Below are 17,225 nucleotides of genomic sequence, written 5' to 3'. Positions count from 1 at the left end.
GAGCATCGGAAAACGATTAACGAAAGACGAAAACGAATCTCATGCAAAACGATATAAAAGACAAAACAATCCGCGTTGGCACCCGCGGCAGCAAACTGGCTTTGTGGCAGGCAGAAGCCGCCGCCGAAAAGCTGCAGGCGGCTGGCCTTGCAACCGAACTGGTTATTATCAGCACCAAAGGCGATCAGGTGTTGGATAAATCACTGGACAAGATTGGCTCTAAAGGCGTGTTTACTGAGGAACTGGAAGTAGGCTTGCGCGAAGGCACCATCGATATTGCCGTGCACAGTGCCAAAGATGTGCAGTCTACCATACCTGCCGATTTGGAGTTGGTTGCTTTTATGGAGCGCGAGAAAGTAAATGATGTGCTCCTTTCCTTTGATCCGGAATTTAAACTCACCCGCGACAGCAAAGCTGTTATTGGCACTTCTTCTACCCGCCGCAAGGCTCTGCTGAAAAGATACTATCCGAACGTCACCACAGCCGAATCGAGAGGAAACCTGCAGACCCGTTTGCGCAAACTGGAAGAAAAGCAGTTTGATGCGCTGATGCTGGCTTATGCCGGCGTGGTACGCATGGGCTACGATAATTTAATAGTTCATACTTTTCCTGAGGAGGAATTCGTGCCTGCTGCCGGACAAGGCAGCGTAGCCATCGAGTGCGCCAGAAACCTGGATCCTGACCTCAAAAAAGCACTGAAGCAGGCCCTAAACCATACTGAAACACATATCTGCCTGCTGGCCGAGCGGGCTTTCCTGCATACCATGGAAGGCGGCTGCAGCATCCCGTCGTTTGCACTGGCAAGGCTTACAGATAGCGGCATCAATATAACCGGCGGTATTGTGAGCCTGGACGGACAAACGCTGTTGCAGCAAACGCTGAGTGGCCCCACTGTAACGGCAGAGGAATTAGGTGAGGGCTTGGCAAACAATACCCTCGAAAAAGGCGGCAGCGACATTCTCAGAAGTATAAAAGCAGCGCGCACTGAAGTATAAAAGCTTTCAGTAGCCAGGAGAAAACTGTTGTGTATGGTTTCCGGCTAATCTGGGCGCCTGGGCAGCGAAGGAATAAAACAGGGTTATACTTTGGTAATACTTTCTAGAGTATTTGCGGAGAGTTGCCTGTATAAAATTCAGGAACCCTATTGCGTAAAGAGTTAGAGCCAGCAGAGTATAGCCTTGCTTTGGCTTTCTCATACTTGATCATCTCCTTTGCCTGGAATAATAATACGGTTTCGTGGTGTTGCCGTCCTGAAAGGATCTTGTTGGTGAGCTAAGAAGAACTTTTCTATATATACTTGCAGCTCAACCTCACGGGGTAGACACCCTCTGTTTTAACCAGGAGCCTTTCAGAATGACAAATACGATAACACAAACATGCTTTCCTATGCTATTCTTAAAGCATCGAAGGTATAAAACTTCCGACAGTATCTGAAAGACAGGTTCTGATGCCTGAGAAGTATAAGATTCCGGGTTATTGTTCTATCTTGAGAGGTATTTCACTAACAAGCTGGAAATACTGTAAACCGCAAACAGACACTTTATGAGCAAGAGCAGCCAACTCAACCGCACTTTAGGTTTACGCCTCGTTATAGTGGTTGTTATCGGGAATATCATCGGATCAGGCGTTTACAAAAAAGTGGCGCCAATGGCCGCAGAACTGCAATCGCCGGGATGGGTGCTTATCTGCTGGCTGCTGGCAGGCATTATTACCTTGTTTGGCGCTTTAAGCAATGCCGAGGTAGCGGGCCTGCTGGCCGATACGGGTGGGGAGTATGCCTATTACAAGAAAATCTACAACCGCTTTTTTGCCTTTATTTTCGGCTGGTCCCTGTTTACGGTTATTCAGACAGCGGCTATCTCATCCTTAGCCTATGTTTTTGCACAGTCGTTCAACAGTATCGTTCCGCTTCCTCCCATTCTAAGCTCCTTAGCCGACTTTTCCATTGGCGGCGTGTTTTTCCCTTTCGCAGGTTTCAGCATAAAGCTTACGGCCATACTTCTCATAGTTGTGCTGACTTGGGTGAATGCGAAAGGTATTAAATCAGGCGCCGGGCTCAGCACGGCTATCCTGCTGCTGGTGTTTGCCGGGATTGGGGTTATCGCCTTTTTCGGGCTTGGCAGTGGTGAGGCAGAGCTGGCAAGAAACCTGGATATGTCCACTGTTTCTGCTGCACCCGTCACCTTCAGTGCTGTTTTCGCGGCCATGCTGTCAGCCTTCTGGGCCTACCAGGGCTGGGCGGCCATCGGCTATGTAGGCGGCGAAATCAAAGATGCCAAGCGCAACATTCCGCGGGGCATTACGATTGGCGTACTAACCGTTGTGGCTATTTACCTGCTGGTAAACGCAACATACCTTTCTTTACTACCGATAGGCGTGCTGGAGCAGGTGCATGAGGCAGGCAACCGGATAGCAGCCGTGGAAGCAGTCAGAAGCTTCTGGGGATACGGCGGTGCTGTGTTTATCTCTGTTCTCATTCTGGTTACAACTCTGGGCTGTACCAATGCGACCATTCTGGCAAGTTGCCGTACTTATTTTGCTATGGCGCGCGAAGGTTTGTTTTTCCGCAGTGCGGCAGAACTGAACGAGGCACAGGCGCCCGCCAATTCGCTGCGGTACCAGTGCGTGTGGGCTTGCCTGCTGGTGCTCTCCGGCACATTCGACCAACTCACCGACATGATTGTGTTTGCGGTGTTTATCTTCTACGGTGCCACTACGCTGGGTGTCTTCATCCTCAGAATAAAAATGCCGGATGCTCCGCGGCCCTACAAAGTATGGGGTTACCCGGTGGTACCGGCCATCATGGTTCTGTTTTGCGTAGCCCTGTTTTTTAACACTATTTTTATTCGCCCACGCGAAGCATCCATCGGGATGGGGCTGATGTTAACAGGCGTTCCGATGTACTGGTGGTTTAACAAGAAGCAGAAAAAAAGTGCCCGTATAACTTCTGAAGAAGAAGTTATCTCTTAATTCCTGATATCCTAACACTACCGTACCAAATTGTTACCCATGCCTGGGCAGAAGCATCGTCGGCCAACAGAAATAGCCGGGAAAGTATAAATGCGAGCTAAAAAGGCTTAAATTTGAAAACTGTTCGCTAAGGACAGGAAAAGACACGGAACCTTAAACCTGTTATAAGCTGATGAAACTGCTGAAAAGCATCTCCTCCATTGCCCTGATTGCCTTCATCCTGCCACTAACCGTGCTGGCCCAGAAACCCAAAGGCAAAGACGAGTTGGTAACCATCCAGACGCGCCAGGGCGAACTCAAACTGGTGCTGTTTGACGATACGCCCCGGCACAAAGAAAATTTCCTGAAGCTCGCGAAAGAAGGCTTCTACGATGGCACCACCTTCCACCGGGTTATAGATGGCTTTATGATACAGGGAGGTGACCCGAACACCAAAGACAGCGATCCAGGCAACGACGGCACCGGCAATCCGGGCTATACCGTGCCGGCCGAAATCAACCCAAACCATAAGCACGTGCGTGGCGCAGTAGCAGCCGCTCGCCAGGGCGATCTGACTAACCCGGAGCGTGCCTCCAGCGGTTCACAGTTTTACATTGTCGAGAACCACGACGGCACCCCCATGCTGGACGAAGCTTACACTGTCTTCGGGCAGGTAGTAGATGGCCTGGATGTGATCGACAAAATTGCAGCACTGCCCAAAGACGGCCGCGACCATCCATTAAGTGATGTAAAGATGAACGTAACCGTGGAGAAGGTGAAAAAGAAAAAGATTGCCCGCAAATATGGTTACAACTACAACACACAGGCGCTAGAAAAGAAATAACCGATGAAGAAAGTACTGATTACGGGCTCCAACGGGCTGCTGGGGCAAAAACTGGCCGAACTGCTGCTTCCCAGGCAAGATGTGGAGGTGCTGGCCACCAGCCGCGGCGAAAACAAGCTGGCGCAGGTGCTGCCTGATTTGGCTTTCAGAAGTATGGATGTTACCGACCCGGTGCAGGTAGAAGACGTCATCAGCGAATTCCGCCCCACGCACCTTATCCATACCGCCGCCATGACCAACGTAGACCAATGCGAAAGCGACCGTGAAGGCGCGCTGAAGCTGAACCGCGATGCGGTGCAGTATCTGGTGGATGCCTGCGAGAAGTATAACGTACACCTCATCCATGTGTCCACCGATTTTATTTTTGATGGCGAAGACGGGCCTTATACCGAAGAAGCGGAAGCCAACCCGGTAAATTTTTATGGCGAAACGAAACTTCTGGCTGAGGAGATTGTCCGGAAAGCCTCCTGCAAATGGGCTATACTACGCACGGTGCTGGTGTATGGCGTAGTGCACGATTATGGCCGATCTAACATCGTGCTGTGGGTGCGCGACAGCCTGCGGGCGGAAAAAGTAATAAAGGTCGTGACGGACCAGTTCCGGACGCCCACGCTGGCCGAGGATCTGGCCATGGGCTGCTGGCTGGCGGTGGCGCACAACGCGGAGGGCATTTACAACATTTCCGGCAGCGAACTGCTCACCCCCTACGACATGGCCCTGCAGGTAGCCGAATATTTCGGTCTCGACAAATCTTTTATAGATAGAGCTGATGGTTCCACTTTTTCGCAGGCAGCCCGGCGCCCGGCCCGCACCGGTTTTAACATCAGCAAAGCACAGCACGTGCTTGGTTACCAGCCCCATACTTTCAGGGAAGGCATTCGCATTGTGGCCGGCCAGACAGAGGCGTAAACGCTTCTACCTGCTGTTTCCGCTTCTTCCGGTTTCAGCCCTTTTCTGTATTGGAATATTAAAAATATCGGATTCCTAATGGCACAGTCAGATGCTTTGCCTATATTGTAAGCTTTGAAAGACGTTCGTTAACCAGTAAACTTAAAATAATCAAACACTACTACTTCCTCTATGAGTGCTAACAAAGAATCCTGGGGCTCGCGTGTGGGTCTTATTCTTGCCATGGCCGGCAACGCAGTGGGGCTCGGAAACTTTTTGCGATTTCCGGTGCAGGCTGTGCAGAACGGCGGCGGTGCCTTCATCATTCCTTATCTTGTTTGTTTTTTAGTGATGGGGATTCCACTTCTTTGGATCGAATGGTCGATGGGGCGCTTTGGCGGTAAGTTCGGCCATCACTCCACGCCCTTTATCGTGGATACCATGCACAAGAACCGCCTCTGGAAGTATATTGGTGTGTTCGGCATCTGGACCAACATAGCCGTAGCCGCATACTACTGCTACATAGAATCCTGGACGCTCTCTTACATGCTGCACTCTGTTGTGGGCACTTTCGAGGGCATGGACCAGGATGCAGTAGCTGCTTTCTTCAACTCCTACATCAGCATCGGCAAGTCTACTTTAGGCATTCCGCTGGAGCCAATCGTCTTCTATGTACTTTGCCTGCTGCTCAACACCTTCATTCTCTCACAGGGGCTCTCGGGTGGCGTGGAGCGCGTGGCCAAAGTAGGCATGCCCCTGCTCATCCTCTTCGGCATGTTCCTGGCCTACAAAGGGGTGACCATCACAGCCGGTGTGGACGGAGCCATCAACGACAGCTCTGTTGGCCTGAACTATCTGTGGACACCTAATTACGAGCAGCTCTGGTCACCGAGCGTGTGGCTGGCTGCTGCCGGACAAATATTTTTCACCCTGTCGGTAGGTATGGGCACCGTGCATTGCTATGCCTCTTACGTGCGCTCCAAGGATGACATTGCCCTGAATGCCATGTCTGCCGGCTGGATGAACGAGTTTGTGGAAGTGGTGCTCGGCGCGGCCATTCTCATCCCCATCTCCATCGGCTACCTGGGCATCGAACGGGTAACAGAACTGGTGCAGCTGGGTGGCCTGGGACTTGCCTTTAAAACGCTGCCGTACCTGTTCTTCCAGTGGGGAGATGTGCTGGGTGCCATTTCAGGGGTGATGTGGTTTGGCCTGCTCTTCTTTGCCGGCATCACTTCTTCGCTGGCCATGGGCACTCCCTGGATGGGCTTCCTGCAGGATGAGTTCAACTGGGGCCGCAAAGCTTCCGCCTGGTCTTTCGGTATCATTGTGTTTGTGCTGGGCATGCCGACGGTGCTCTTCTTCAAGTATGGCGTGTTTGATGAGTATGATTACTGGGCAGGCACCGTCTCGCTGGTGGTCTTTGCCTTGTTTGAGTCTATCCTGTTTGCGTGGGTGTTTGGCATGAAGAAAGGCTGGCGGGAGATTACCTCGGGTTCTGACATCAAAGTGCCTGGTATTTACAAGTTCATCATCAAGTTCATCACCCCGCTGCTGCTGCTGTGGGTGTTTGTCGGTTCGCTGGTAACGCCGAAGGGCGGCGACTGGGGAGCAGCATTTAGCGGCAACTGGGTACTGGACGACAGCTCCATTATCAAGAAGATGATGAACAGCAGTTTAAAGAAAGAGCTGGCCGAAGCGATTGCGGCAGTGAACCCGGCAGAGGTGGAGCGGCTGCAAAACACGCTCTTTTATGTGAATGCCTCGCGTGTGCTGCTCATTGCCGTGTTCCTGAGCATCGCACTGCTGGTGTATGTGGCTTATAAGAAAAGAGTGAGAGAAGGGAAAATCTAAGAAACTATGAATACATCCGCACTCATCATCATGCTCACCACCATCATCATGGTGACCGGGCTGACAATATACTTCTTCTACAAGGTGCTGAGCACCCCGCCAAGGCCGGAGCCGGACTCCTACATCGACAACGATGATGAACCGGAACGGCAGCTTCCTAAATCTTAAAAAACAAATGAGGAAAATCAGGCACTGGATCCGGCGTTACTTTGGCTTTTCACAAGGCGAAGTAAACGGCTTTCTGTGGCTGATAGGCATCATGGTGCTGCTCACGGCAGCACCATTTCTTTTAAATAAACTTTACCAGCCATCCACTGCAGATTACATCACTGCTGATAAGCAAACGCTTGACAGCCTGGTGGCACAACTGGAGGCCCGTCAGCCGGAGCAGCGCGGCAACAGATATGACAAGTATAAAATAGCCACCGTAGCGTTGCGGCCTTTCAACCCAAACGAGCTGACGGTGGAGGAGTGGCAGGCTTTCGGGTTGCCGAAGTACCTGGCGCAACGCATCCTCAATTACCGCAGCAAAGTAGGCGATTTTACTTACAAAGCAGAGCTGGGCAAAATTTACGGGCTGCCGGATTCCGTTTTCCGGCGGCTCTATCCTCATATACAACTGCCGGAGGAACGCCCGAGTAAGTATGGCAAACGCAGCGAGTATGCCTCCAGCCGTTCCGAACCACGTCCGGACTGGAGCAGCAACCGCCCGCCGCGCGAGAAATTTATACTTGCCCCCTTCAACATCAACACCGCTGACACCACACAACTCAAGCAAATCAGGGGTATTGGCAGCAAACTGTCGGCGCGCATTGTAAAGTATAGGGATGGCTTGGGCGGCTTTCATAGTATGGCACAACTGCAGGAAGTATATGGCCTGTCGCCAGAGGTGGTAGACAGCCTGCGCAAGTATACGTTTGTGCCCGATGCCTATGCCCCGCCACAGCTAAGTATAAACACAGCCACCGCCGACGAGCTGAAAGCACATCCCTACATCACCTCCAATGTTGCCCGCGCCATTGTGGCCTACCGGGAGCAGCACGGCCAGTTTAAAAGTATAGAAGATCTGCAGCAGATAAAACTGGTAACGCCGGAACTGTATCAGAAGCTGCGGCCCTATTTGTCGCTATAGCGGCTGCTCCAAAGACCTCGAAGCGTGCTCAACTCCTGCGAGTGTCTGAACAAGTATAAAAAAGCACTGTGCAGGAAGGGCACGGGCTGCAAGCCCGCGCCAGCGAAAGGATAAGCGCCTAATTCTGGTTATCCCTTGATTATAGAAATTCGGATACAGACGATACCAATAACTGCGGTTACTTTTCCTCTCCGTCCGGCAAGTATACCCGGTATACGGCCGTAAAGTCCTCTTCGCCGAAACCCTGTTGCTTTGCCTGCGCATAAATTTCTTTGGTGGCCTGCAACGATGGTAAGGCAATACTCTGCTCATAAGCCGATACGCTGGCCAGGTGCAGATCCTTGTGCGTCCACTCCAGTGGGAACTGTGGCGAGAAGTCGCGGCTCAAAATCTTCGGCTGTTTTAGCTTGAGATAAGGAGCTGCCGCCGGTCCGTTCAGCAGGGTTTTACAGAGCATTTCCTCTGAAATGCCGAGCGAAGTTCCCAGCCGAAGCGCTTCGGCAAAAGCTGTCATCGCCTGCGCCAGCATCATGTTGTTGGCCATTTTCATGCCTGAGCCCTGTCCGTGTTCGCCTACGTGCACTGTTTCTTTGCCCATCACATCCAGCAACTCCTGCACCTGTTCGATGTCAGCTGCATCGCCGCCGATTAAAAAAACCAGCTCGCCTTTTTCGGCAGGTCCTGTCGTGCCGGATACCGGGGCATCAAGGTAGCGCTGGCCCATTTTCCGGGCGTGTTGGGCCATCTTTATAGCGAAAGAGGGGTTCACGGTACTACAGTTTACCCAAAGCGAGTTGCCCGGCAGTGCTTTCAGAAAGCCATCGTGGCCGAGCGCCACATCTTCCACTGCCTCAGGTGTAGAGAGTATGGTAAACAGCACCCGGTATTGCTGCGCCACCTCTTCCGGCGACTGCGCGCGGGTGGCGCCCTTGTTTACCACTTCGTCTGCCCTTTGCTGTGTGCGGTTGTATACTACCAACTCGTGCCCGGCTTTCTGTAAGTTGGCGGCCATGCGGCTGCCCATAAGGCCTAATCCTATAAATCCTACCTTCATGTGCGTCTAAAGTATAACTGCTTAAAGATACTGATTCCTTTATGCGGTAAAACAGCAGATATAGTTCGGAAAAGAGTGAAAGAAAAGTTTTATAGACAGGCAAAGGTGCGGCATCAGGCACCCGGAAACCGGAAGCAGAAGGTTGTGCCCGCTCCAGGTACAGAATCAACAGTGAGTTTAATGCGGTGAAACTGCGCGATGGTTTGTACAATGGGCAAGCCCAGGCCATGACTTTCGCCGTCTGGAGCGTGGAGCCGTTTAAAGCGGCTGAAAATATGCGGCAGTTGCTCTGCTGCTATGCCTACTCCGGTATCGATAATGCAGAGTTCGTATGCTTTATCCATAACGCGCCCTTCTATCATAACCTTTCCGCCCGGACGGTTATACTTGATAGCGTTGTTTACCACGTTAAACAGCATCGTGAACAGCAGCGATTCATTTCCCTGCGGCAGTGTCCAGTCGTCCGCTATGGCAACAGAGAGTTCTACTTCCCTGGCTTCGGCGCGATCTCTTATTTCCTCTGCCACCTCTTCGGCCAGCGTTTTTATGTCTATTGCCTCGTTCTTCAGGTACTGTTCGTTCTCGATGCGCGAGATAAGCAGCAGTGCCTGAACGATGCTTTTGAGCCGGTGCAGCGTGCGCTGGTTATCTACCAGCTTCACGAGCAGGTGCTCTGGCGTTTCGGGATCTGCCAGCAGGTTTTCCATGCGGTTCTGCAGGATAGAAATCGGGGTGAGCAGCTCGTGCGATACATTGCCGATAAACTCCTTCTCTTTCAGAAAAGCAGCCTGCACCTGCCCCATCATACTGTTGATGGTATCATTCAGGTAGATAAAATCTTTGGTGGAAGTATGCAGTTGCTTGGGTTGGAAGGTGCCGGGGTGACCGATGCGCTGCAGCCGCCTGATGATAAGCGACAGCGGGCGAAGCAGTATTTTATTGAAAGCCAGATCTACGAAAGCGGTCAGCACGACCACAACCACCAGGAAAATCAGGGCATATTGCTGAAGTATGTCGATGCTTTCGCGGATGGTGGCGATGCTCCGGCCAATCTCCAGCAGATATGTCTGATCATCTATCTGAAACGTAAGGCTCAGCACCCGGTAATCCACCACCTCGTCCTCTACTTTGCGCAGGCTGTTCTCTATGGAGTTTACTTCCTGGCCGGCGGGCACCTGCTCCAAGGATATAAACTCTTCTTTCAGGAGGTTGTAGCTTCCGTAGGCGCTGTTATCGCCTTCAGCTATGAAATTTCCGATTCCCTGCTCCTCCACTATACGCAGCACCTGCTCCTTTTTCTGAAGCAGGCGCTCATCGGTATTATGCAGGGCCACCTTATGGATGAGCGGCGGTAGCACCAGTACCAGCAGGAGAAAAATAATAATTTTAGAAGCTGCACTGAAAAGGGTGAGCTTGGATTGTAGCCGCATATTACTGAATTAGCCGGTAACCTACGCCGCGCACCGTTTCCAGCCACTCGCCCGACACATAGGAAGCGAGCTTTTTGCGCAGGTTCTTGATGTGTACGTCAATGTAATTCGAGTCATAATCGTCTTCCAGAATGTTGCCCCAGATATGCTCCGTCAGCTGTAGTCTGGTAAGAATGCGGTTTTTGTGCAGGAGCAGGTAATGCAGCAGATCATACTCCTTCTTGGTGAGGTTTATTTCGGTGTCCTGATAACTTACGCGGCGGGTGCTGCTGTCCAGCTCCAAACCATGGAACGCCAGCACCGACGATTTAACTTTGAATTTGCGTCGCAATACGGCCTGCATGCGTGCCTGCAGCTCCAGCAGCGAAAAAGGTTTTGGCAGGTAATCATCTGCACCCAGGTCCAGTCCTTCAATGCGCTCCTCCAGCGATCCGCGTGCCGTTAAAATGAGAATAGCCGGTTCGTGCTCCAGCTGCCTGGCTTCCTGCAGCAGCGTCAGGCCGTTGTAATCGGGCAGGCCCAAATCCAGTAAGATAAAATCATATAAATTCACAGCTATTTTCTCGGAGGCATCGCGGCCGTTCGCCGCCCAATCACACTTATAATGCTCCTGCGACAGAAAGTGCACCAACTCCTTTGCCAGGCTCACCTCGTCTTCCACAATTAGTACATGCATATAAATTATGCTAAGGGTGTAAAAATTAAAAGGTACAGCTTGCCTTAAAGGTAAAGAAAGATTGCGCTTCAGATTCATCGCCTTCCAGCAGGTTTACGGGTATAGAGTAACGCCACGAGGGCTCCAGTTCAAAATTACCTAAGTCCACCACCACGGGCACCAGAAAATCATAGGTAAGTACCTTAAACCGGTGCACCGTAGCAGTCGTGGTGTTTGTGCTGCCTCCGTTGCCGGGCTTAAGCGGGTCCAGCACGCCGCCTACTGCACCACCTATCCCTTTCTTTTTCTGCTCTGTGATGGTATGCGTTTCCGAAAACTCCTGTGTGCCGCCCGTGATGCTGATTTTAGGATCCAGGCCAATGGCGCGCTTCCCTTTCCAGAGCGGGTTAAGCGGAATGTAGCGCGAATTGTCCAACACCACAAACAAGTCGCTGCTGCCACCAAAAACATAGCTGGTGGTTACGGCAGTATAGAGGATTTTCCAGTCCACAGCCGTGTAGGCTGTTAGGGCATTGGCGGTAACGGATTTCACCAGCGGCGTATTCTGGCTGAAGAAAAAGTGTGAGTAGCTGATATTGCCTGTAGCACGGGGTGTTATTTTAAAGCTATAACCTACCGAAGCATCCGTTTCATCAACGTAATCCTCGGTGTTAAAAAGCTGATAACTTGTTACCGATGCCCAAAGTCCGGAGTTATGCGCGTAGGTGATAGTGGTGGCAACATAAGGATACTTTTGGGCGGTGTTGCGCCCATAAAACGAAGCGTTATTGGCTGTTTCCAGCTCTATCGTCCACCAGCCTTTTTTTGTAACTGAATCAGAGACGGCAGTGGTGTCGGGGAGTGCCGGCCGCAGGGGGGCAGGGGCAGCCTGAGTCCGGACAGGCGCAAACAGCATCCATCCGAGCCATATCCATAAAGCAGGTTGTAATTTCATGTCAGAAGTTAAGCACAGCAGCCTGTGCCAGGGCAAAGCTGCTGTGCTTGTAGCATAAGGGTGAATTAATTACCAACTTTAATAACAGAGCCAACTTTAACCTTGCCGTTTACTTTTACAGGTTTAACGGCTCCGCCAGCTTTCAGCACTCTGGCCGGGCGGCCCGCACTTGCAGGACGACCGGCAGTTACTACCCGGGCAGCGCCTGTTGCTCTGGTTGTGGTTTCGGTGGCAATGTTGCTATCCAGTTTCACCGGTTTTTTCTGGCGCTTAGCGGTGGCTACTTCTTTTACTACCTGGCCTTTCGCCGTGGCATCAGTCTGTGTTGTTTGCGCTACTTCAGATACTACCTGGCCATGGTTGTCCTTGTCATTTTGCTTTGCTTTTTTTGAGGCTTTCTCTTTTCCGGCCTTTGCTTTGCCATCTTCCTGTTGAGGCGCTACGTCCAGGTCAGGCATTTCAACCTGAGCCACTGCATTTTCACTGCCGGTGATCTCGCTGGCCAGTTTACCCTTGGCAGAAGCCACTTCACTTACCAACTGGCCTTTTGTAGTAGTGGTTGCTTCTGCATTGTGCGCTGCTTCTGCTACTACCTGGCCATGGTTCACCGGTTTGTCTTTCGTGTTGGCTGGTGCGGCTACTTCCGTTGTTGTAAGCGCCGTAGCATTGATAGCGATTTCGCCGGCGAGAGAGGCACTGGAGGCAGCGGTTTCTGCCACCACTTTGCCTTTCGCGCTGCCTGCTGCTGTGGTATGCTGTGCCACTTCCGCTACAGCCTTGCCCTGGCTTTCTGATTTGGCCTTTACGTTCGCGGCCGTCTCTTTGGTAGTTTTTGCTTTTGCCCGTGCGGCATTTTCTACTGCTGCCTCATTTACAAATGTGCCCTCTTCAGAAATAGCTGCAGTCCCGGAAGTATGGTGGCTGGCGCTAGCCTTCCTGTTCTGGCCATCGGCAGAAATCTGTATGGCAGTTTGCGCTTTAGTGTTAATCTGTGTAGTATTTGTCTGGGCGAAGGTAGCGGCTGCGCTTAGCACAGCGGCGGCTACAAGTGTTAATTTTTTCATTCGTTCAAATCGTTTTATATAGTTTATGAGCCAAAACTATACTAGCAAGATGAAGATAAAATGAAGAAACTATTTATTTATATATTTATTTTATTTTTTGAGGAAGGCGGAAAACGTTTACTGAGAGAACCCATGTCAGTCCTGTAGCTGGCAACCATGTTTGTCATTACAGATCCTGTATTTGGTCGGGAGTACCATGGCTGCCGTTCAGTTTCAGTTGGCTGAGGGCATCAATCTACAGTGGCGCAATAACTGCTGAAATATACAGGGCTCTTCCGTACTGCGGCCTCCAACTGAATTCATTTCCTGCTAACTTGCTTCTTTTTGCAAGACTTTCGTTAACAGTTCTTCGTTAACAGGGCAGCTAAACATGAAACACATCCTCAAAAACTACCGACGCAGGTTGCTGAACCTCGGCTCCGGCAACAGGGCCCTGGTATTGCTGCGCCTGTCCGGGGAGCTGCACCTGGATGTGGAATCGCTGGATTTTGTAAACAGCGAACCGGCTTTTGCCCTTATCAACAAGCTGCTTTCAGGCAAAAAAAAGATAGCGCTGAGCCCTTATGCCGACAGCCGCCATGCATCGGTGGCCGCCATCAGCCGCCGCCTGCGCTACATCAGGCGCAAGGCCGACATGATTTTTGAGGAGCGCGGCAGCCGCGAGTTATACGTAGGCTGGCCCTTTGTACATGGCAAATTTTCGGACGGAACGGCGGTACGTTGCCCCTTGCTGTTTTTCCCAGTAGCCTTGCAGGTGAATGCCGCGCAGGTGTGGGAACTGGTACCAGATACTTCGCAGCCGCCGCAGTTCAACCAGAGCTTTCTGCTGGCTTACGCGCACTACATGGGCACGCCGCTGACCGAAGAACTGATCGAACTGGATCTGAGCACGCTGCCGCAGCATCCCCTGGAATTCCGGACACAGGTGTACGAGCTCCTGAAAGCCCATCAGCTAAGTATACATGCCGGCAGCGATTTCTTTGCTGACAAACTCAAACCTTTCCGCGACTATAAAAAAGCAGACTACGAGCAGGCGCTGAAACCCGGGCAGCTATACCTGGAGCAGGAGGCGGTGCTCGGCATTTTTCCGCAGGCTGCTTCTTTTCTTATAAATGACTATGATGCGCTGCTGCAGCGCGATGATCTGCAGGAGATGGAAGACCTGTTTTATACTCCTGAAACAAGTATAAACACAGGCACACAGGCGCAGCATACCTTCACCGCTTTCGACATGGATGCCTCGCAGGAAGCCGTCTTACAAACGGTGAAGCAGGGACGGTCGGTGGTGGTGCAGGGGCCGCCTGGCACAGGCAAATCACAGCTCATCTGCAACCTGGTATCGGATTTTACTGCGCGCGGCAAAAAGGTGCTCGTCGTAAGCCAGAAGCGGGCGGCGCTGGACGTAGTGCACCAGCGCCTATCACAGAAGGGACTGGGCGATTTTGCCGGACTGGTGCACGATATTAATGCCGACAAGAAAACCATTTATGGCCAGCTGCTGCACCAGATAGAGCAGCTCGACGCCTATAAAAAGCAGAACCTGGCGCTCCACAGCATCTACACCGACCGCACTTTTCTGGAAGTAGGCCGCGGCATCAACCGTTGCACCCAAACGCTGGAAACCTTTAAGCAGGCGCTGTTCGATGCCAGCCGCTGCGGCTGGTCGCCGAAAGAGCTATACCTGCGCTGCAGCCTGCAGGAGCCGCACCTGCCGCTTTCCTCTGGGTTCCGGTACTTCACTGCTGATACGGTTACCGAGTTTCTGCCGCGCCTGCGCCGGTATCTGCAGCAGGCCGTGGTGTTCGAAAAGGAAGATTTTGTATGGCGCGAACGGCGCAGCATGAAAGGCTTTGGCTGGCCGCAGCGCCAACAACTGGAGCAGACCTTACAGGAACTTCCGGGCCAGTACCGGCAGCTGCACACAAGTATAAGCGAGCTGAGCGGCTATACGTTTAAGCTGGATGATTTAACCAGGTATACCGCAGCCCTGCCCGCCCTGCAGGAGCTGCAGCGGATGCTGCCATTGCCGGATGTACTGCCAACGGTGCAGGCCCTGCAGCAGGCAGAAGCACCGGAGCTTAGCCAACAGGTGCAGCGCCTGCGCGAGCTGTACCTGGCTACGCTGGGCCCCGACACAACCATACCCGACGCAGCCATAGCAGGTATAAAAAAAGCGATTGATGCCTTTGAGCAACAGCGCAAAGAGCTGCTGGGAAGTATAAAGTGGCTGTTCTCGCCGGAGAAAAAAGTATTAAAACAGGCGCTGGCAAGTTACAATTGGGAGCTGGACGAAGAAAACGTAACCAACCTGCGGCAGCGCCTGGAACTAAGACAGCAGGTGGCAGAGCTGATGCAGCACATCAATGCTGCCACAAAACAAAATATACGATTCTCCGACACCCGGGAGACAGTAATCCGGAAGCTGGAAGCGGCAGAGCAGGCAATTACGGCGCAACAATTGTTGCAAGAGCTGTGTCGCAGCAAAGTGCTGCAGCAAAAGCACCTGCAATCAGTGAAGCTGCCCGAACACCTGGCACTGCTCAGCGAAGCCATTGAGCAAATTCAGCACAAGTATAAAATATGGCTGCTGTGGCTGCCCGAGGCCCAGGTAAAGCGCCTGATTACGGAAAAGCAGCAGGGCGAGAGGCTGCTACAAACGCTGCCGCAGCACTTTGAGACGCTGGTGGCTTACGATACGCTTTTTGCTTCTTTCCTGGAGGCGGAGCGGGAAATTATACTGCAACTGGTGGCCCAGCATACGGCTTCGGCAGAAGACGCGGAAAAGCTGTTTCTGAACAGCCTGTACCTGGCCTGGCTGCACGAGCTGGAGGCGCAACACCCGGCATTGCGCCTGCCTTCCAATGGCGGACTGGCGGCAGCAGAGGCGGAGCTGCAAAACCTGTTACAGCAAAAACAGCAGCTGAGCCAGGAAATGGTGCTGTCGCAGTTGCGGGAGCAAACCTATAAAAACATCGAAAAAAACCGGCTGGGCAATGTGGTAACGTACCGCCGTTTGCAGGCGCAGGTCAGCAAAAAGCGGAGCCTGTATCCCATCCGCAAGCTGTTTTTCCTGTTTTCAGAAGAGATTCTGGATCTGGTGCCCTGCTGGCTGGCTTCGCCCGAAACCGTATCGGCAGTGTTTCCTTTGGAGAGCTGCTTTGATTTGGTGATTTTTGATGAGGCTTCGCAGTGTTATGCTGAAACTGGTATTCCGGCCATGCTGCGCGGCAAACAGGTAGTAGTGGCCGGCGACCAGCAGCAGCTCAAACCCTCGGATTTGTACCGCACCCGCTGGAGCGCTGCCGACGAAGAGGAAACCGAGGAGCTGTCGGCGGAATCGCTGCTGCAGCTGTGCAGCCTATACCTGCCGCAAACCATGCTCACGCAGCACTACCGCAGCCGCTATCCCGAGCTTATCGATTTCTCGAACCGTCATTTTTACGGCCACAAGCTGGAGCTGATACCCGAACTGCAGGACGCCAACTCCCGCAAGCCGGCCATCCAGTTTATCAAAGTGCACGGCCTCTGGCAGGACAATGCCAACACGCCTGAGGCGGAGCGCGTGGTAAGTATGGTGCTGAAACTACTGGAGGAAGGCAAAGAGGAAATCGGCGTTATCACTTTTAACTATACTCAGCAGATGCTCATACAGGATTTGCTGGAGGAAGCTGCCCGGCAGCAGGGCGTAACGGTTCCGCCATCGGTGCTGGTCAAAAACATCGAGAACATACAGGGCGACGAAAAGGAGGTGATTATCCTGTCGGTGGGCTACGCACCGGACGGGCAGGGGCGCATGTCCATGCAGTTCGGCAGCCTGAACCAGGCCGGTGGCGAAAACCGCCTGAACGTGGCCATTACGCGCGCCAGGCAGCATGTGTTTGTGGTCAGCAGCATCCGGGCAGACCAGTTGCAGGTAGACCACACGCTGCACCCCGGCCCAAAGCTGTTAAAAGAATACCTGTTGTATGCGCAGCAGGTGAGCCGCAGGTATTTCCAGTACAGCCCAAAGCATGCCCCGAGCCCCGCACAGGTGCCCCTGCTAAAGGAGCGCCTGCAGCAGCAGGTGCCGGCGCTGCAACAGGAAGTGCCCTTCGCAGACCTCACCCGGACAGAAGGGCAGCAGTACCTCAGCGTGGTGCTTACAGACGACGATTTATACTATAGTCATCCTTCGGTGCGCCACACACATGCCGACGTGCCGCAGCTTCTGCAGCAACGCCACTGGCCTTATGTGTGGGTATACAGCCGCCAGTTCTGGGAAAACCCGCAGCAGGTAGCGGAACAGCTGGCAGCGCAGTTAAGCATTAAAAATTGAGAGTAACTGCTGCTGTACCTACTGCTGGTGCGAGTTGGTTCTTCCGCTGGTGCGAGCTTGCAGCTCGTACCTTTCTCTGCAGATG

General features: G+C 52.6%; 13 protein-coding genes. 8 read left to right on the top strand and 5 right to left on the bottom strand.

Features of this window, described 5'->3' with window-relative positions; all coding sequences use genetic code 11:
• The first annotated feature begins 41 nt into the window (after nucleotides 1-41).
• The 7 genes from hemC to I2I11_RS08215 all read left to right on the top strand — a co-directional run bounded on the left by hemC (nucleotide 42) and on the right by I2I11_RS08215 (nucleotide 7,667).
• Nucleotides 42-995, top strand: a complete 954-nt coding sequence (hemC, locus tag I2I11_RS08245) for a hydroxymethylbilane synthase (protein WP_196267222.1) — start codon at nucleotides 42-44, stop codon at nucleotides 993-995.
• A gap of 547 nt (nucleotides 996-1,542) precedes the next feature.
• Complete coding sequence (locus tag I2I11_RS08240) at nucleotides 1,543-2,970, top strand: APC family permease (RefSeq protein WP_196267221.1); 1,428 nt, start codon at nucleotides 1,543-1,545, stop codon at nucleotides 2,968-2,970.
• Nucleotides 2,971-3,142: 172 nt separating this feature from the next.
• Nucleotides 3,143-3,793 (top strand): peptidylprolyl isomerase, encoded by a 651-nt coding sequence (locus tag I2I11_RS08235; RefSeq protein WP_196267220.1) that lies wholly within the window; start codon nucleotides 3,143-3,145, stop codon nucleotides 3,791-3,793.
• A 3-nt stretch (nucleotides 3,794-3,796) separates the two neighbouring features.
• Nucleotides 3,797-4,702, top strand: a complete 906-nt coding sequence (locus I2I11_RS08230; protein WP_196267219.1) for an SDR family oxidoreductase — start codon at nucleotides 3,797-3,799, stop codon at nucleotides 4,700-4,702.
• A gap of 171 nt (nucleotides 4,703-4,873) precedes the next feature.
• A complete protein-coding gene (locus I2I11_RS08225; RefSeq protein ID WP_196267218.1) occupies nucleotides 4,874-6,535 on the top strand; it encodes a sodium-dependent transporter in 1,662 nt (553 codons plus the stop codon).
• Between the two features lie 6 nt (nucleotides 6,536-6,541).
• Nucleotides 6,542-6,703 carry a hypothetical protein gene (locus I2I11_RS08220; protein WP_196267217.1) on the top strand — a complete coding sequence of 54 codons (162 nt, stop codon included), beginning with the start codon at nucleotides 6,542-6,544 and terminating at the stop codon, nucleotides 6,701-6,703.
• A gap of 7 nt (nucleotides 6,704-6,710) precedes the next feature.
• Nucleotides 6,711-7,667, top strand: coding sequence for a ComEA family DNA-binding protein (locus I2I11_RS08215; protein WP_196267216.1), 957 nt, complete (start codon nucleotides 6,711-6,713; stop codon nucleotides 7,665-7,667).
• Nucleotides 7,668-7,845: 178 nt separating this feature from the next.
• Here I2I11_RS08215 and I2I11_RS08210 read toward each other — a convergent pair whose 3' ends face one another.
• The 5 genes from I2I11_RS08210 to I2I11_RS08190 all read right to left on the bottom strand — a co-directional run bounded on the left by I2I11_RS08210 (nucleotide 7,846) and on the right by I2I11_RS08190 (nucleotide 12,825).
• Nucleotides 7,846-8,721 (bottom strand): NAD(P)-dependent oxidoreductase, encoded by an 876-nt coding sequence (locus I2I11_RS08210; protein ID WP_196267215.1) that lies wholly within the window; start codon nucleotides 8,719-8,721, stop codon nucleotides 7,846-7,848.
• A gap of 113 nt (nucleotides 8,722-8,834) precedes the next feature.
• A complete protein-coding gene (locus I2I11_RS08205; protein WP_196267214.1) occupies nucleotides 8,835-10,151 on the bottom strand; it encodes a sensor histidine kinase in 1,317 nt (438 codons plus the stop codon).
• Nucleotide 10,152: 1 nt separating this feature from the next.
• Nucleotides 10,153-10,827 carry a response regulator transcription factor gene (locus tag I2I11_RS08200; protein ID WP_196267213.1) on the bottom strand — a complete coding sequence of 225 codons (675 nt, stop codon included), beginning with the start codon at nucleotides 10,825-10,827 and terminating at the stop codon, nucleotides 10,153-10,155.
• 25 nt (nucleotides 10,828-10,852) lie between these two features.
• Complete coding sequence (locus tag I2I11_RS08195; protein WP_196267212.1) at nucleotides 10,853-11,761, bottom strand: hypothetical protein; 909 nt, start codon at nucleotides 11,759-11,761, stop codon at nucleotides 10,853-10,855.
• Between the two features lie 65 nt (nucleotides 11,762-11,826).
• On the bottom strand, nucleotides 11,827-12,825 hold the full coding sequence (locus I2I11_RS08190; RefSeq protein ID WP_196267211.1) for a hypothetical protein: 999 nt from the start codon (nucleotides 12,823-12,825) through the stop codon (nucleotides 11,827-11,829).
• 370 nt (nucleotides 12,826-13,195) lie between these two features.
• On the opposite strand from I2I11_RS08190, the gene I2I11_RS08185 reads away from it, so the two are divergent.
• Nucleotides 13,196-17,140 carry an AAA domain-containing protein gene (locus I2I11_RS08185; RefSeq protein ID WP_196267210.1) on the top strand — a complete coding sequence of 1,315 codons (3,945 nt, stop codon included), beginning with the start codon at nucleotides 13,196-13,198 and terminating at the stop codon, nucleotides 17,138-17,140.
• Nucleotides 17,141-17,225 lie beyond the last annotated feature (85 nt).

This window comes from Pontibacter rufus (assembly GCF_015694705.1).
GTDB classification, from domain to species: Bacteria; Bacteroidota; Bacteroidia; order Cytophagales; family Hymenobacteraceae; genus Pontibacter; species Pontibacter rufus.
This window is presented reverse-complemented; position numbering and strand designations above follow the sequence as displayed.

Bases quoted from the DNA above. Each gene is read 5' to 3' on its own strand.
- I2I11_RS08195 (WP_196267212.1), bottom strand. From the start codon at position 11,761: ATGAAATTACAACCTGCTTTATGGATATGGCTCGGATGGATGCTGTTT.
- hemC (WP_196267222.1), top strand. From the start codon at position 42: ATGCAAAACGATATAAAAGACAAAACAATCCGCGTTGGCACCCGCGGC.
- I2I11_RS08220 (WP_196267217.1), top strand. From the start codon at position 6,542: ATGAATACATCCGCACTCATCATCATGCTCACCACCATCATCATGGTG.
- I2I11_RS08225 (WP_196267218.1), top strand. From the start codon at position 4,874: ATGAGTGCTAACAAAGAATCCTGGGGCTCGCGTGTGGGTCTTATTCTT.
- I2I11_RS08205 (WP_196267214.1), bottom strand. From the start codon at position 10,151: ATGCGGCTACAATCCAAGCTCACCCTTTTCAGTGCAGCTTCTAAAATT.
- I2I11_RS08200 (WP_196267213.1), bottom strand. From the start codon at position 10,827: ATGCATGTACTAATTGTGGAAGACGAGGTGAGCCTGGCAAAGGAGTTG.
- I2I11_RS08185 (WP_196267210.1), top strand. From the start codon at position 13,196: ATGAAACACATCCTCAAAAACTACCGACGCAGGTTGCTGAACCTCGGC.
- I2I11_RS08230 (WP_196267219.1), top strand. From the start codon at position 3,797: ATGAAGAAAGTACTGATTACGGGCTCCAACGGGCTGCTGGGGCAAAAA.
- I2I11_RS08240 (WP_196267221.1), top strand. From the start codon at position 1,543: ATGAGCAAGAGCAGCCAACTCAACCGCACTTTAGGTTTACGCCTCGTT.
- I2I11_RS08190 (WP_196267211.1), bottom strand. From the start codon at position 12,825: ATGAAAAAATTAACACTTGTAGCCGCCGCTGTGCTAAGCGCAGCCGCT.
- I2I11_RS08215 (WP_196267216.1), top strand. From the start codon at position 6,711: ATGAGGAAAATCAGGCACTGGATCCGGCGTTACTTTGGCTTTTCACAA.
- I2I11_RS08210 (WP_196267215.1), bottom strand. From the start codon at position 8,721: ATGAAGGTAGGATTTATAGGATTAGGCCTTATGGGCAGCCGCATGGCC.
- I2I11_RS08235 (WP_196267220.1), top strand. From the start codon at position 3,143: ATGAAACTGCTGAAAAGCATCTCCTCCATTGCCCTGATTGCCTTCATC.